Annotated in this window: 14 protein-coding genes; all 14 read left to right on the top strand. The window is 62.3% G+C overall.

Annotated elements, in window-relative coordinates; translation table 11 throughout:
* Nucleotides 1-3: 3 nt before the first annotated feature.
* Nucleotides 4-780 carry an MlaE family ABC transporter permease gene (locus FGL95_RS01830; RefSeq protein WP_169584465.1) on the top strand — a complete coding sequence of 259 codons (777 nt, stop codon included), beginning with the start codon at nucleotides 4-6 and terminating at the stop codon, nucleotides 778-780.
* 29 nt (nucleotides 781-809) lie between these two features.
* On the top strand, nucleotides 810-1649 hold the full coding sequence (locus FGL95_RS01825) for an ABC transporter permease (RefSeq protein ID WP_240962692.1): 840 nt from the start codon (nucleotides 810-812) through the stop codon (nucleotides 1647-1649).
* Complete coding sequence (locus tag FGL95_RS01820; RefSeq protein WP_169584463.1) at nucleotides 1646-2827, top strand: MCE family protein; 1182 nt, start codon at nucleotides 1646-1648, stop codon at nucleotides 2825-2827. Before FGL95_RS01825 ends, FGL95_RS01820 begins: the two co-directional genes overlap by 4 nt.
* Entirely contained in the window at nucleotides 2824-3840 is a 1017-nt protein-coding gene (locus FGL95_RS01815) for an MCE family protein (RefSeq protein ID WP_169584462.1), read from the top strand. Before FGL95_RS01820 ends, FGL95_RS01815 begins: the two co-directional genes overlap by 4 nt.
* Nucleotides 3837-4886 carry an MCE family protein gene (locus tag FGL95_RS01810; protein ID WP_169584461.1) on the top strand — a complete coding sequence of 350 codons (1050 nt, stop codon included), beginning with the start codon at nucleotides 3837-3839 and terminating at the stop codon, nucleotides 4884-4886. Before FGL95_RS01815 ends, FGL95_RS01810 begins: the two co-directional genes overlap by 4 nt.
* Nucleotides 4883-6169 carry an MCE family protein gene (locus FGL95_RS01805; RefSeq protein ID WP_169584460.1) on the top strand — a complete coding sequence of 429 codons (1287 nt, stop codon included), beginning with the start codon at nucleotides 4883-4885 and terminating at the stop codon, nucleotides 6167-6169. The genes FGL95_RS01810 and FGL95_RS01805 overlap by 4 nt, the downstream gene beginning before the upstream one ends.
* Nucleotides 6166-7281 carry an MCE family protein gene (locus FGL95_RS01800; RefSeq protein WP_169584459.1) on the top strand — a complete coding sequence of 372 codons (1116 nt, stop codon included), beginning with the start codon at nucleotides 6166-6168 and terminating at the stop codon, nucleotides 7279-7281. The genes FGL95_RS01805 and FGL95_RS01800 overlap by 4 nt, the downstream gene beginning before the upstream one ends.
* A complete protein-coding gene (locus tag FGL95_RS01795) occupies nucleotides 7281-8480 on the top strand; it encodes an MCE family protein (RefSeq protein ID WP_169584458.1) in 1200 nt (399 codons plus the stop codon). The genes FGL95_RS01800 and FGL95_RS01795 overlap by 1 nt, the downstream gene beginning before the upstream one ends.
* A gap of 83 nt (nucleotides 8481-8563) precedes the next feature.
* On the top strand, nucleotides 8564-9007 hold the full coding sequence (locus FGL95_RS01790; RefSeq protein WP_169584457.1) for a hypothetical protein: 444 nt from the start codon (nucleotides 8564-8566) through the stop codon (nucleotides 9005-9007).
* On the top strand, nucleotides 9004-9564 hold the full coding sequence (locus FGL95_RS01785) for a twin-arginine translocation pathway signal (protein WP_169584456.1): 561 nt from the start codon (nucleotides 9004-9006) through the stop codon (nucleotides 9562-9564). Before FGL95_RS01790 ends, FGL95_RS01785 begins: the two co-directional genes overlap by 4 nt.
* 344 nt (nucleotides 9565-9908) lie before the next feature.
* Nucleotides 9909-10916: an ABC transporter ATP-binding protein gene (locus FGL95_RS01780; RefSeq protein ID WP_169584455.1), complete on the top strand. Its 1008-nt coding sequence runs from the start codon at nucleotides 9909-9911 to the stop codon at nucleotides 10914-10916.
* A 70-nt stretch (nucleotides 10917-10986) separates the two neighbouring features.
* Nucleotides 10987-12039 (top strand): Abi-alpha family protein, encoded by a 1053-nt coding sequence (locus tag FGL95_RS01775; RefSeq protein WP_169584454.1) that lies wholly within the window; start codon nucleotides 10987-10989, stop codon nucleotides 12037-12039.
* Nucleotides 12040-12081: 42 nt separating this feature from the next.
* Nucleotides 12082-13506 carry a DUF445 domain-containing protein gene (locus FGL95_RS01770; protein WP_169584453.1) on the top strand — a complete coding sequence of 475 codons (1425 nt, stop codon included), beginning with the start codon at nucleotides 12082-12084 and terminating at the stop codon, nucleotides 13504-13506.
* 30 nt (nucleotides 13507-13536) lie between these two features.
* Nucleotides 13537-14352, top strand: a complete 816-nt coding sequence (locus FGL95_RS01765; protein ID WP_169584452.1) for a universal stress protein — start codon at nucleotides 13537-13539, stop codon at nucleotides 14350-14352.
* Nucleotides 14353-14421 lie beyond the last annotated feature (69 nt).

Raw genomic sequence — 14421 nt, 5'->3', positions numbered from 1 at the left:
CGAATGCCTGCTGTGACAAAGACACTTCTCAAGCCGCTGGGATCCATAGGCGAGTTCTTCGCCATGTCGGCGGAGGCGTTTCGCGGAATGCTGGTCTGGCCGTTCCAGTGGCGCGAGTTCATCGATCAATGCTGGTTCATCGTCCGGGTCTCTCTTGTCCCCACTTTGCTTGTTGCACTGCCCTTTACAGCCCTGATCAGCTTCACCTTCAACATCTTGGCCGCAGAGTTCGGCGCGTCCGATATCGCGGGTGCGGGCGCGACGTTGGGTGCGGTGACCCAGATCGGCCCGGTGGTGACGGTGCTGGTGGTCGCCGGTGCGGGGGCGACCGCGATCTGTGCGGACCTGGGGTCGCGCACGATTCGCGAAGAGATCGACGCGATGGAGGTCCTCGGTATCGATCCGATCGTGCGGTTGGTGTCGCCGCGGATCCTGGCGTCGACGCTGGTCGCGTTCCTACTCAACGCCATGGTGTGCGCGATCGGCATCGTCGGCAGTTTCGTGTTCTCGGTGTTCTTCCAGAACGTCACCCCCGGTGCGTTCGTCGACGGCATTCCCTTGTTGACCGGGTTGCCCGAGTTGGTGATCTCCGAGGTGAAGGCGGGCGCGTTCGGCCTGATCGCGGCATTGATCGCGTGTTACCGCGGGCTGACTGTGAAGGGCGGGCCGAAGAGTGTCGGGCAAGCAGTCAACGAGACGGTTGTGTACGCCTTTATGGCGTTGTTCGTGGTCAACGTCGTGATGACGGCCATCGGAATCAGAATGACAGCAGGTAAATGATGACTATTGCCAGTCGTCGCTCAGGCGCAATGGACCGAATCCGGTTGAAAACGGCTGCGCGGGCCAAGAGTTCGAAGAAGTCGCTCGACGAAATCGGCCGTCAGGCGATCTTCTATCGCGACGCGATGCTCGACATCCCGATCGCCATCAAGCATTTTCCGCGCGAGACGTTGCGGTGCGTTGCCGAGGTCGCACTGGGGTCCGGAGCGTTGGCGCTGATCGGTGGCACGGTCGTGATCTGCGGGTTCTTGACGCTGTCGGCAGGCGCGGTTGTCGCGCTACAGGGCTACGCCACGCTCGGCGATATCGGTGTCGAAGCGTTGACCGGATTCTTCGCGGCGTACGTCAATGTGCGCATCGCAGCGCCGGTGATCGCCGGCGTCGGGTTGGCAGCGACGATCGGCGCCGGTGCGACAGCGCAACTTGGCGCAATGCGGATTTCCGAGGAGATCGATGCGCTGGAAGTCATCGGCGTGCGGTCGGTCCCGTATTTGGCGTCGACGCGAATCGTGGCGGGGATGATCGCGATCATCCCGGTCTACGGCGTCGCAGTCGTGGCGTCGTTCATCGCCAGCCGCACGATCACGATCGTGGTGTGGGGGCAGTCGGGCGGTGTCTACGACCATTACTTCACCTCGTTCCTCAACCCGACCGACCTGTTGTGGTCGTTCCTGCAGGCGATTCTCATGGGCCTTGTCGTCATGCTGATTCACACCTACTTCGGGTACAACGCCTCCGGTGGACCCGCCGGTGTGGGTGAAGCCGTCGGACGTGCGGTCCGGGCGTCGCTGGCCGCGGTCGTGTTCGTCACTCTTGCCGTCTCCCTGGCCGTCTACGGCGTGTCGGGCAACTTCAACTTCGCAGGATGAGCGGCCGGTCGTCGGGGCGAAGTGCGCCCCACTACACATTCGACGGGGTCTTGTTCATTTTGTCGTTGGTGCTGGTCGCGGCGTTCGTCGCGCTGCAGTTTCGCGGCAAGTTGACGCCGAGCGTCGACGTCGACCTGCTTGCGCAACGGTCGGGGCTCAATCTCGAACCCGGAACGCGGGTGAAGCTGCTCGACGTGCAGGTCGGCCGGATCGCGAAGGTCGAGGAGGTCGACGGCTTTGCGAAGATCGCGCTGGACCTGTTTCCCGACCAAGTCGGATCGATCCCGGCCAATGTCGATGCGACGATCGACTCGACGACGGTGTTCGGTGCCAAGTACGTCAACTTGCACTTGCCGAAAGACCCCTCGAACAAGTCGATCTCCGCTGGCGACACGATCGATGCTCGCCACGTCACGCCGGAGTTGAACTCGTTGTTCGAGCGGTTGACCACTGTGCTGAAAGCGATCTCGCCCGAAGACTTGAACGCCACCTTGACCGCGGTATCCGACGCGTTCCGCGGGCGGGGTGAGCAGGTCGGCAACACGCTGGTCAATGCCGATGCGTATCTGAATGCGTTGCGGCCCAGCCTCGACAATCTGCAGCGCGACGTCCGTGCGACCGCGGATGTCACCAACATCTACGCGGACGCTGCGCCGAGCTTGCTGGGCAGTATCCAATCGCTGACGACGACGGGCAGCACGATCGTCGAGAAGTCCGGCGATCTGGACCGGTTCTTGCTGGCGGCAATCGATTTCGGCAACTCGGGCAGCCAGGTCCTTACCGACAACGAGAAGGTGATCGCGGATCTGATGCGCAACTTGGTGCCGACGACGGAGCTGCTCGACGAATACTCGCCGGTGTTTCCCTGCTTCTTCCAAGGGTTGGACGAAGCACGCGCCGGGGTGGAGAAGGCGGTCGGTGGCACTGTTCCCGGCTTCAACATCAGCGGCACTTTGCTCGCCGGCGATATGCCGTACCGCTACCCACGCGACGTCCCGGTCGTCGCTGCCAGTGGTGGGCCACGCTGTGGTCGGTTGCCATCGCTCGACATGGCGGACGGTCCGGCGCCGTACCTGGTGACGAATACCGGGGTCAATCCGTTCGCGCCGACCGGGCGGCCCGCGCAGCTCAACGTCCTCGATTTCATGCTGTACGGCGTGCCGGGAGGCCTGCGATGAGCAAGTCTGCGGTCAAGTTCGCTGTGTTCGGCGTGGCGATGCTGTGCGTGTTGGTGTTGCTGATTCTGGTTCTCGGGCAGTTGCGCCTGGACAGCCGAACCGAATACAACGCGGTGTTCGCCGATGCGTCCGGACTTGGCGCGGGGCAACCGGTCCGTATCGCCGGCGTCGACGTCGGGCGTGTGCAAGCGGTCGAATTGGACGGTCGCACAGCGAATGTGACGTTCGACGTAATGGATGACGTCCACGTCACTCCGGACGCCACACTCCAGGTGCGGTACCAGAACTTGCTCGGCGACCGGTACCTGGAAGTCACCAACGGGGCGAACATCGCCGATCCGTTGGGCAAAGGGGGCACGATCCCGATCACCCAAACGAAACCGGCGCTGGATATCGATGCGCTGCTCGGCGGTTTGGCGCCGTTGACTCGGTCACTGGACCCCGCACAGATCGACCGTCTCTCCGGTGAGTTGCTGAGCGTCTTGCAAGGCCAGGGCGGCACCGTGACCGGGATCCTGCAGCAGGTTGCCGCGCTCACGAGTCGCCTCGCCGATCGTGACGCGTTGATCGGTGCGGTGATCACCAACCTCGGGTCCGTGTTGACGACGGTGGGGGACGAGAGCGGCGCGTTGAAAAACATCATCGACCAGCTCCAGGGGCTGGTGTCGCATCTGTCGGAGCAAAGCACGCCGATCACCAACGCGTTGGTGTCGATCAACACCGGGTCGGCGACGTTGTCGGACCTGCTGCTCGACAACCGTCCGGTGGTCAATCGCGATATCTCCGAATTGAACCGAACCGCAACGGTTCTCGATGACGGAAGCGCGCAGATCGAAGCCGTGCTGACCGAGCTTCCCGAAGCCTACAAACGATTGAGTCGGCTCGGCTCCTACGGCAGCTTCTTCAACTTCTACCTCTGCGCGGTCACCCTCGAGGTGGACGGACCCGGTGGAGCCCCGATCATCGCCAAACTCGTGCAGCAGCAACAGGGCAGGTGTGTGACGCCGCAATGATCAGCTTCAAGAAGACGAACACCATCCGGTCCGGCGCGATCGGCATGGCATTGATCGCGGCCACGGTCGCCGCCGTATTCAATTACGACACTCTGCCATTCGTGGATGCCAAGCACGAGATCAAGGCCATCTTCGCCGACGCGAGCGGAGTCAAGACCGGCGACAAGGTCGAGTTCATCGGGGTGAACGTCGGCAACGTCAGCGACATCGAATTGCGTGGCACCGATGTCGAGATCACGATGTCGGTTCGGGGTGATCTCGACCTGGGCGAGGCGCCGAGTGCGCAGATGAAGACCCGGGCGGTGCTCGGTGAGAAGGCTGTCGTGCTGGTCCCGAGCAACGACGACGGCACCTACGATTCCGATGTTCCCATCCCGCTCGAACGCACGCGGGCTGCCTACGACCTGCCGAAAGAACTCGGCAAGCTCGCCGCCAACGTCGAAGACATCAATACCGATCAGTTGTCGGACGCTTTGCATGCCACCTCCGACGTGCTGAAGGAGACGGCCCCGGATGTGCACACGGCACTCGATGGAGTGGCGCGGCTGTCGGACACGCTCGGCTCCCGCGACGAAGCGTTGCGCAAGCTGCTCCACGACGGTGCAGGTGTGAGCGGCGTGCTGGCCGAGCGCAGCAGCCAGATCAACGCGCTGCTCGTCGACGGTAATGCGCTGTTCGCTGCGATCGACGCCCGCCGGTCGGCATTGGAATCGTTGACGACGAATTTGGCCTTGGTTGCCCAGCAGATCAGTGGATTCATTGCCGACAACCGCCAGCAGCTTGCGCCGACTCTGGAACGAGTGAACCGGGTACTGGCGCTGTTGGAGCGCAACAAGGCCAATCTCGACGAGGCGATCCCCGGTTTGGCCAACTACGCGCGCACCCTCAATGAGGCACTGGGCAGTGGCCCGTTCTTCCAGGCCTACGTCGCGAATCTCGTTCCCGGCCAATTTATTCAGCCGTTCATCGACGCCGCGCTCGGTGACGGCAGGGTGCCTTCCCCGCCCGCCGCCCCAGCCCCGATAGCCACGGACGGACCACGATGAACAAGAAGACGATCTCGATTGCTGCCGGCGTCGCGCTGCTGGCCCTCCTAGCCGTGTTGTCCTACGTCATCTACCCGAAGCTGACGAGCAACAAGGTCACCGCGTACTTCCCGGCCGCGGTCGCACTGTTCCCCGGTGACGTGGTCCGCATTCTGGGAGTGGATGTGGGTTCGGTGGAGAAGGTCACGCCGGAAGGCACCCGGGTCGCTGTGGAGATGCGGGTCGACAAGAAGTGGGACCTGCCCGAGGACGTGCAGGCAGTGATCCTCGCGCCGACTCTCGTGACGACCAGGTCGATACAGCTCACTCCCGCTTACACCGGCGGGCCGACGCTCGGCGACGGCGGGACGATCCCAGAAGATCGCACGGCGATGCCAGTCGAATGGGATGTCATCAAGGAGCAGCTCACCCGATTGACGAAACGCCTTGGACCCCAAGGTGCCAACCACGACCAGACCGGCACGTTGAGCGAGTTCGTCACCGACGCGGCGGCAAATGCCCGCGGCAACGGCGGGACCATGCACGACGCCCTCGACAAGCTGGCGCGAACCACGACGGCGTTGTCGGACGGTCGCGACGACCTGTTCGCGACCGTCCGCAACCTGTCGATGCTCGTCGACGCGCTCTCGGCGAGTCACGAGCAGATCGTGCAGTTCAACGGGCACCTGGCGTCGGTGACCCAATTGCTCGGCGACAGCGAGACCGCGTTGGGTGACTCGGTCGCCGATCTGGATCAAGCGGTCATCGACATCGCGTCGTTCGTTCGGGAGAACAAGGACGGCATCGGGACCGCGGTCGACAAACTCGGCGCCGCGACGCAGGCCCTGGTGGACAAACGCCATGACCTCGAGCAGGTGATGCACATTGCGCCGACGACGCTGGTCAATCTCGGCAACATCTACCAGCCCGCGCAGAACTCTTTGACCGCCGCTCCTGTGCTGTCCAACACCGCCAATCCAGTGCAGTTCATCTGTGGTGCGATCGCCGGTGCAGGGGAGAAGGGCGCGGAGGAAGCGACGAACCTATGCATCCAATACCTCGGTCCGCTGCTGAAGACGTTGGCGTTCAACTACATTCCGCTGGGGACAGTGATCGGCAACTCCGTCGGCGCGTTGCCCAACCAAATCGAGTACAGCGAGCCGGGGTTGGAGGGTCCGGTCAACAGCGGCGCGGATTCACAGCTTCGGATTCCGCCGTCGCTGCCCACCCTGCCCGCGATGTCGGGGCTGCCGGGCTTGCTACTGCCGAATCTGCCGTCGCTGCCGGGGGTGGCTCCACGATGAGACGAACCGCAATTGCTTTGTGCACCTTCGTACTTGCCGGTTCGTTGACCGGTTGCGGTTGGACCGGCCTGAACCAGTTCGCCTTGCCGGGTGCCGCAGGCGAGGGTGAAGGTGCGTGGACGGTGAATGTCGAGATGCCCGACGTGTCGACGCTGACCGAGAACGCCCGCGTGCGCGTCGACGACGTCAACGTGGGGACCGTCCGCAAGATCGAAGTGGAAAACGACCACGCCTTGGTGACGGTGACGTTGGAGAAGGAAGTGACGCTGCCTGCGAATACGACCGCGAAGGTGGGGTCGACCAGCCTGCTCGGTTCCGCGCACCTGGAATTGTTGCGGCCCACCGACGCGAAGGGTGAACTGCACAACGGCGACCGGATTCCGCTGGATCGTGGCGGCGCCTACCCGACCACCGAGCAGACGTTGTCGACGTTGTCGTTTTTGCTCAACGGCGGTGGTGCAGGCAAACTCGACGAGATCAACCGCGAAGTCAACCAGGCCTTGGCCGGACGCGAAAATGTGGTCCGAAATCTGTTGAGCAACATCGAAGATTTCACCAGTCGCCTCAACGATCAACGCGACGACATCATCCGCGCTCTCGAGGGACTGGACCGGTTTTCCAAGATCGTCTCCGACGACCGTGCCGTGGTGGAGGCCGGGTTGAAGACCCTGGATCCGGCGCTGACCACGCTCAACGCGCAGCGGGCCGACCTGACCAGTGCGTTGAACGCGATCGGCGATTTCGCCGGCGCGGCCGACCGGGTGATCACGGGTAGTAGGACGGAACTGGATACCAATCTGCGTGCGCTGGAGCCGACTCTGCGCGGGTTGGCTGATGCCGGCCCGGCGTTGCCGTCGTCGCTGTCGTTCCTGGCGACGATCCCGTTCCCGCTCAACACCTACAAGAACGCGATGCAGGGCGACTACGCGAATCTGTTCTTGAACCTCGACCTGACCACGAAGCGAGTCGACACCGCGTTGCTCACCGGCACGCCTGCCGCAGGCATGTTGGCCAACCTCGGGGGGTTGATCGGGCAACTGCCGCCGATCCCGCCGATCACCGGCAACCCGCTGATCACTCCGCTGAACGTCCCGGGCCCAGGGGGCAACTGATGCTATTGACCAAATTCGTTCGCTACCAACTGTGTGCGTTCGCGGTCATCGCCGTGGTGTTCATCGCCTGGATCGCGATCTCGTACATGCGCGTGCCGTCGATGCTCGGACTCGGGCGCAACACCGTCGAACTCGTGCTGCCCTCCGGTGCCGGTCTCTACCCGAAGTCGAACGTCACCTACCGGGGTGTGCACGCCGGGACCGTGCACGATCTGCGCATCGAGGGCGACAAGGTCGTCGTCACGATGTATCTGGACAACAGCCTGCACATCCCGACCGACCTGGCCGCCGAAGTGCACAGCCGCTCGGCCATCGGGGAGCAGTACATCGAGTTGCTGCCGAGAACCGATTCGGGTCCGTATCTGGCCGATGGTGACCGGATCGACAGCACACTGGTCCCGACCTCGACCGCCGACATGGTGGACTCGGTCGAACTGGCGTTGAAAGACGTGTCGCGAGACGATCTGCACCTGTTGATCAACGAGAGCGGCACCGCATTCCGCAACTCCGGCAACAACTTGCAGCAAATCCTCGACGGGCTGGACAAGTTCCTCGCCGAGGGGCAGAAGAACTTAGCGCCCACGCTGAACTTGATCGACAACGCCGGTCCGCTGCTGGACACCCAAATTCAGTCCGCGGGCAGCATCCGCGAATGGACCCACTACCTCGACCTGGTCACCTCCTCGGTGGCCAGCAACGACGCGGCGGTGCGGGGACTGCTGGACAACGGTCCTGACGCGGGCGCCGAAGGTACGGACCTGTTCAACCGAATTGCGCCGACTTTGCCGACCGCCCTTGGGAATCTGAACTCGGTCGCCGACGTGCTGCGGATCTATCACATGAGCCTCGAACAGATCCTCGTCGTTTATCCGCCGTTGGTCGCCGGCGCACAAAGCGTGGTCAAGGGTGCGAAGCCTGGCATGGTCAATCTCGACTTCAACCTCGACATCAATGCGCCTCCGCCGTGCCTGACCGGGTTCGTTCCGGCCGACCAGCGCCGCTCGCCCGCCGATCCCACGATCGTCGACAGCCAGACACCGAACTACTGCGCTGTCGCCGACGGCGACCCCTTCGTCGTTCGCGGCGCGCGCAACTTTCCGTGCGCTGAAATCCCGGGCGTCAGCGCGGCCGATGTTGCCGATTGCCGCAAAGGCGGTTCTTTCCCGCTCGGCACGAACCCACCCATCGGAGGCAATTGATCATGAAGCTGTTACCCACCCCTCGTGAGTCTTTTCGGAGTCTCTGGACTCCTAAAAGACTCACGAGCGTTGTCTTGATCATCGTGGCGGCCACATTCACCGCATTCGCAGGTGTATTGCTGCGCGATCACCACGACGCGTCGGATCAACGCGGCCAAGACGCGGCAATACTGAGCGCCGCCAATTCCGGTGTCACCGCCATGATCTCGGTTCGCGACAGTTCCGCCGCCGACGATGTCAACAAGGTGCTGGACCTGTCCACGGGCACGTTCAAGAAGGACTTCGAGGCTCGATCGCGATCGTTCATCGGGATCGTGCAACAGGCAAAGGTTGTCACGCAAGGGCAGGTCGTCGCTGAAGGTATCGAGAGCCGCGATGGCGATTCGGCGACGGTCCTGGTGTCGGCAACATCGTCGGTGTCGAATGCGGCCGGCGCGAACAACGAGAGCCGAAGTTGGCGATTGCGGGTCACCATGACCGACGACGGCGGCCAGTACAAGATGTCGAAGGTGGATTTCGTCGCATGAAAACCCAAGAGCTGGAACCAGAAACGATCGTTATCGACGAGATCATCGACGAAGAGCCGCCGCCGCGTCGAAACTGGGAGAGCGTGCGGTCGCTGCTCGTCCTACTGCTCGCGGCAGCGTCGGTCGCCGGATGGGCGTACCTGTTCTTGGTCGTGCGCCCCGACGACCAGGCACTGGCACCGGACCGACAGCAAGCCGCTGTCGACGCGGCCGCCGACGCCGCGGTCGCGATCTTGAGCTACAAGTCCGACACCGTCGACACCGACCTCGCCGCTGCGAACAGCCGGGTGACCGGCACGTTCGGTGACTACTACAAGACGTTCACCCGCGACGTCGTCGCCCCGGCGGCGAAAGAGAAGAAGATCAGCACGTCGGCAACCGTTGTCGGCAAGTCGATTTCGGAATTCAGTGCCGACCGAGCGTCGGTTGTCGTGTTCCTGAACCAGTCGACGTCCACCGCCGATATCGCCCAGCCGACGGTCACCTCCACCACCCTTCGGATCGAAGTCGAGCGCCACGGCGATACCTGGCTCGTCTCGAAGTTCGACCCGGCGTAAGGACGACTCAGCCATGATCATCGACCTCGTCGGACCGATCGAATACATCGTGAAAGCGATTGCGTACCTATTGTTCCGCGGACAACTACCCCCGCCGTAATGCGTACCGACGATCCCCGCCACGGAACAATCAACGGCTATATCAACCTCGGCTGCCGGTGCCCACGTTGTCGGGATGCCAACCGTATCCAGCACGCGCACTACATCATTCGCCTGCGCTCGGAGGGCAGGACGATTGGGCGACACGGCAGCAGCGCGGCCTACGAAAGTGGTTGCCGCTGCGCGATATGCACCCGAGCCAACACTGTCAAAGCACGAACGCGTCGAAGAAGGTAGTCGAATCAATGGGAGTCGAAGTCAGGACCGAGAACGTCTCGAAATCATTCGGCAGGCAGAACATCTGGCAGAACGTGACGCTGACCCTTCCGCCGGGTGAGGTCAGCCTCATGGTCGGTCCGTCCGGCACGGGTAAGTCGGTGTTTCTGAAGACGTTGATCGGGCTGTTGAAGCCGGAAGAGGGCCATATCTACATCGATGGCACCGATATCACGACGTGCTCGAACAAAGAGCTCTACGAGATCCGCAAGCTGTTCGGTGTGCTGTTCCAGGACGGCGCGCTGTTCGGCTCGATGGACTTGTTCGACAACGTCGCGTTCCCGCTTCGTGAGCACACGAAGCGCAACGAGTCCGAGATCAAGCGCATCGTGATGGAGAAGCTCGAGCTGGTGGGCCTTCTCGGTGCCGAGAACAAGCTGCCGGGCGAAATCTCCGGTGGTATGCGCAAGCGCGCCGGACTCGCCCGCGCCCTCGTGCTCGATCCGGAAATCATCCTCGTCGACGAGCCCGACTCCGGTCTGGATCCGGTTCGTACGACCTACATCAGCCAGTTGTTCCTCGACATCAACGCGCAGATCGATGCGACGTTCCTGATCGTGTCGCACAACATCAACCTCGCCCGTACGGTGCCCGACAACATCGGCATGCTGTTCCGTCGCAACCTGGTCATGTTCGGACCGCGTGAGGTGCTGCTGACCAGCGATGAGCCGGTGGTGCGGCAGTTCCTCAACGGTCGGATGATCGGCCCGATCGGTATGTCGGAAGAAAAAGACGAAGCGCAGATGGCGCAAGAGCAGGCGATGGTCGACGCGGGACACCATGCAGGCGGCGTCGAAGAGGTCGAGGGCATTGTTCCGCAGATGGTCGCGACTCCCGGCATGCCCGAGCGCATGGCGATAGGGCGGCGGCAGGCCCGCGTGCGCGAAATTCTGCATACGCTTCCGCACAATGCTCAGGTCGCGATTCAGGAGGACATGGCAGCGACAAATCCATTGCCTCAGCACGCAATTCGATGAAATTCCAGCAGCCGGTGATCGAGAGATCGCCGTGCGCGCCAAGGATGAATGTCTTCTAGGGAGTACCCGAATGGCACAAGATCGGGATTCGAAAACGGCAGGCGAGTCGTTCCGCCAGGCAGTGCACGAATTCGGCACAGCAGCCGACGCTGTCGGCGAAAAAGTCAGGCCGGTTGCATCACTCGGGGTCGATACAGTCGAGGGAATCGTCAACGCAGTCGAATCTGCAAATTCAGCCAGAAGACGCCTATGGACGGCGCTGACCAACTTCAGCGAGCGAGCGCGGGAGGACGAAGAGTCGGCCACCCGGACCGTAAAGTCGCTGGGCTCCAACGAACTCGCTGGCGCTGCATCCGATGTCGTTGCGTCGGCGGCATCGGCAAAGGTCGCTGCGAGCGGTATTTGGAAGACGCTGACCGACATCGCACCATCGAGCGCGGGTAACGACGGCGAACGACGGTCCGCATTGGATCCACGTCGCTGGGTGTCGGAGTCGCCGGGCGTGGTGAAGAACGTCGCCGGCTCTGTGGGCGGACTCCTTCCGGGCAAGGAAGATTCAGATGATGCACTGCGCTCGCGCGGTGAGAAACTCATCGCGCGGTCGCAAATCCCCGACTACACATTCGGCGGTAGGCATCCGGCGTTCTCATACATCCTCGAGCAGATGAACCCCGACGAAGCCCGGATCGTGCGGTTTCTCTACAAGGCCGGTGTGCAACCCGCGATCGATATCCGCACGAAGACGCTGTTTCAGATCGGCTCGGAACGGATTCTCGGTGGTGTGAACCTCATTGCGCTGCAGGCGAGTTGTCGATGGCCGAAGGCAGGTCGGGAATACCTCGCGAATCTCAATCGGCTGGGGCTGGTTCGCTTCTCGGCGGAGCCTGTCGCGGACATCCGCCGGTATTCGGTGCTCGAGGTACAAGACGAGGCGATGGACGCTATCGAGTCGGTGAAATCTGCTATCTGCATTTACCGCAGCATCTACCTGTCTCAATTCGGTCGGCAATTCGCTGAGATCTGCTTCGACATGACCAGCTACAACGCCGGTGGCTGGGATACCGACGGTCGCCACGACAAGATCCTTGGTTCTGGACCGCCGAAGCCGAAGCACAAGCACTGATGTCGGCTTCCAGTACCCACCATCAACAGATGCGAGAATGACATGTCCACTTTGGCCGCGGGGGTGTTCCTCGACTGGGAAGAATTGACCGGTCAGTCGAAATTTGTCGTCGACCTCATCAGTATTCCTATCTTCAGCGCATTCGCCGGCCTGATCACCAACTGGACCGGCGTGATCATGCTGCTCGCGCCGATCCATTTCACCGGCTTCTATCTGCCGGGGGTGAAACGGATATTCCCGTTCTTGCCGCGCAAGCTCCAGATTCTTCCGTGCTGGGCACCGGACGGCATCATCGGATTTCAGGGCTTCATCCCATGCCGCGCCGAGAAAATGGCGAGCATCATCGTCGACAAGGCGATCTATCGGATCGGCGGAATTTCCGACTTCTACAAAGAACTCGACCCTGACGCCCTTGCTGACTCCATCGCCGAGAAGGCACGCCCAGATGTCCGGCGGCTGGCGACCGATGTGATCGAGAAAGAACACAAAGCGCTCTGGAATACGCTGCCTGGTCCGGTGAAGAATCAGGTCATGGATGTCGTCGACGCCGAGCTGCCCGCGGTGTCTCGCCGGGCGTTCAAGAAGATCGGCGAGAATATCGATGAGCTCCTCGACGTCAAATTGATGACAATCCAATACCTACGTTCCAACCCTGACATTCTGGTGTCGATCATCAAGAACATGGCGGTGCCGGAGCTGCGGTTCATGGTCCGGATCGGCATGCTCGGCGCGCCGTTCGGCGTGATTCTCGCGCTGTGGCTGTCGTTCCTGCATTACAGCGGGGAGCACGCGAAGCACGCACACGAGCTCGATCCCAGTGCCGCCTACATCGCCTTGCCGGGGTTCCTGGACTCTGCTCTGCACTTCTTCCCGGCTTGGCTGTGGGTGCTGCTCGGCGGTGCAATGATCGGAATCATCGTCAACATCATTGCGATCAAGGTGGTATTCGAACCAGGTGATCCCCAGCCGCGGTACAAATACCTTTGGAAACAGGGCCTTTTCGCGCGTCGCCAGCACGAAGCCGCAGCCGAGACCGCGCAGCAGCTTTCCGTCGAGGTCCTCACGGTTTCCAACTTCACGAACGAAATGCTCAACGGGTCCGGTGCGGACAAGACGCGGGCGTACGTCGAGGCCGCGGTCGCCGAGGAAGCGAATCGGATCCTCGGACCCTTTATGACGATGGCAAAGAATTCATTCGGCTTCGTCGATGTCGACGAACTGGAGCGAGGTGCTGGCGTCGCCGTCATCGATTTCGCGCCGTCGGTTCTGTACAGCGACGAGCTGAACAAAGAGAAATCGAAAGCCATCGAAACCTTTGCCACCGAGAAGTTCCGCGCGTTGAAACCGGACGACTTCGGCGAAATGTTGTACTCCGCAATCGAACAGGACGCGTGGCTCCTCTACGCACACGGCGGCCTCCTCGGCATCATCGTGGGCGCGATACACATCCTGATCTTCGGAGCCTGATGCGATCGATACCGAGCGAGAGGAACCACAATGACCAGCTACGCGAGGATCGTCGTCGGCTCGGACGGTTCGGAGGCTGCACGGGACGCGATCGCGGTCGCAGGTGCTGTCGCCGCCCGCCTGGCGGTCCCGGTCACGGCCGCCACAGTGTGGAAGCAGAGCATCGAAGTGCCCGGCGCGCGCGACGAGACGTGGGCACAGCGCACGACCACCGGAGCCGACGTCGACCTCTACGCCCAGGGCGTGCGCGACGTCGTCCGGATCGCGGTCGAGGGGGACCCGAGTGACGCGCTGATCGAGATCGCCTCGCAGGTCCCCGACACCCTCATCGTCGTCGGGGCGCATGGGCTCGGTAGCGCGACGAGTCGTATGACGGGCAGCGCGTCGAATCAGTTGTCGCACTCCAGTCCGGTCGATGTGCTGTTCGTTCGCAATCGGGTGCCCAAGGTCGAATCGGTGGCACTGGCGACCGACGGATCCGAGACGGCGCTACTCGCCGTACGCCGAGGGTTCGAATTCGCGTCCGCGCTGGGAGCGCGAGTCTCGTTGATCACCGTCGCGGACTCGCTCAGCGCAGGTGAGCAGATACTCGAAAACGTTGAGCAGCAACTTGTTACCGAGTATCCCGACGCGGTCGTCGAACGACGACCCACGACCGGCGACGTGGCGGATGTTCTCGCGAGCGACGCAGGTCGATATGACGTGCTCGTGATCGGTAACCGGGGGATGAGTGGGTTCGCGCGCGTCCTCGGCTCGACCGCAAACACGGTCACCCACAAAGCGTCCTCGAACCTGCTGCTGGTCAACACGACTCGCACACCACCGGTTGCCGAATCGAGTAACTAATCCGCCGATTGGCAACTTCTCGTGACAGTCGATTGCGTCGAGCATGGATTGCACACGACAACGAAGGAG

It is taken from the genome of Antrihabitans stalactiti (assembly GCF_012932915.1).
Classification (GTDB): domain Bacteria; phylum Actinomycetota; class Actinomycetes; order Mycobacteriales; family Mycobacteriaceae; genus Antrihabitans; species Antrihabitans stalactiti.
Note: the sequence above shows the minus strand (reverse complement) of the source record. Positions and strands in the feature narration are given on the sequence as shown.

Excerpts from the sequence above, each read along its gene's own strand:
- FGL95_RS01830 (WP_169584465.1), top strand. The coding sequence starts at position 4 with ATGCCTGCTGTGACAAAGACACTTCTCAAGCCGCTGGGATCCATAGGC.
- FGL95_RS01825 (WP_240962692.1), top strand. The coding sequence starts at position 810 with ATGGACCGAATCCGGTTGAAAACGGCTGCGCGGGCCAAGAGTTCGAAG.
- FGL95_RS01820 (WP_169584463.1), top strand. The coding sequence starts at position 1,646 with ATGAGCGGCCGGTCGTCGGGGCGAAGTGCGCCCCACTACACATTCGAC.
- FGL95_RS01815 (WP_169584462.1), top strand. The coding sequence starts at position 2,824 with ATGAGCAAGTCTGCGGTCAAGTTCGCTGTGTTCGGCGTGGCGATGCTG.
- FGL95_RS01810 (WP_169584461.1), top strand. The coding sequence starts at position 3,837 with ATGATCAGCTTCAAGAAGACGAACACCATCCGGTCCGGCGCGATCGGC.
- FGL95_RS01805 (WP_169584460.1), top strand. The coding sequence starts at position 4,883 with ATGAACAAGAAGACGATCTCGATTGCTGCCGGCGTCGCGCTGCTGGCC.
- FGL95_RS01800 (WP_169584459.1), top strand. The coding sequence starts at position 6,166 with ATGAGACGAACCGCAATTGCTTTGTGCACCTTCGTACTTGCCGGTTCG.
- FGL95_RS01795 (WP_169584458.1), top strand. The coding sequence starts at position 7,281 with ATGCTATTGACCAAATTCGTTCGCTACCAACTGTGTGCGTTCGCGGTC.
- FGL95_RS01785 (WP_169584456.1), top strand. The coding sequence starts at position 9,004 with ATGAAAACCCAAGAGCTGGAACCAGAAACGATCGTTATCGACGAGATC.
- FGL95_RS01780 (WP_169584455.1), top strand. The coding sequence starts at position 9,909 with ATGGGAGTCGAAGTCAGGACCGAGAACGTCTCGAAATCATTCGGCAGG.
- FGL95_RS01775 (WP_169584454.1), top strand. The coding sequence starts at position 10,987 with ATGGCACAAGATCGGGATTCGAAAACGGCAGGCGAGTCGTTCCGCCAG.
- FGL95_RS01770 (WP_169584453.1), top strand. The coding sequence starts at position 12,082 with ATGTCCACTTTGGCCGCGGGGGTGTTCCTCGACTGGGAAGAATTGACC.
- FGL95_RS01765 (WP_169584452.1), top strand. The coding sequence starts at position 13,537 with ATGACCAGCTACGCGAGGATCGTCGTCGGCTCGGACGGTTCGGAGGCT.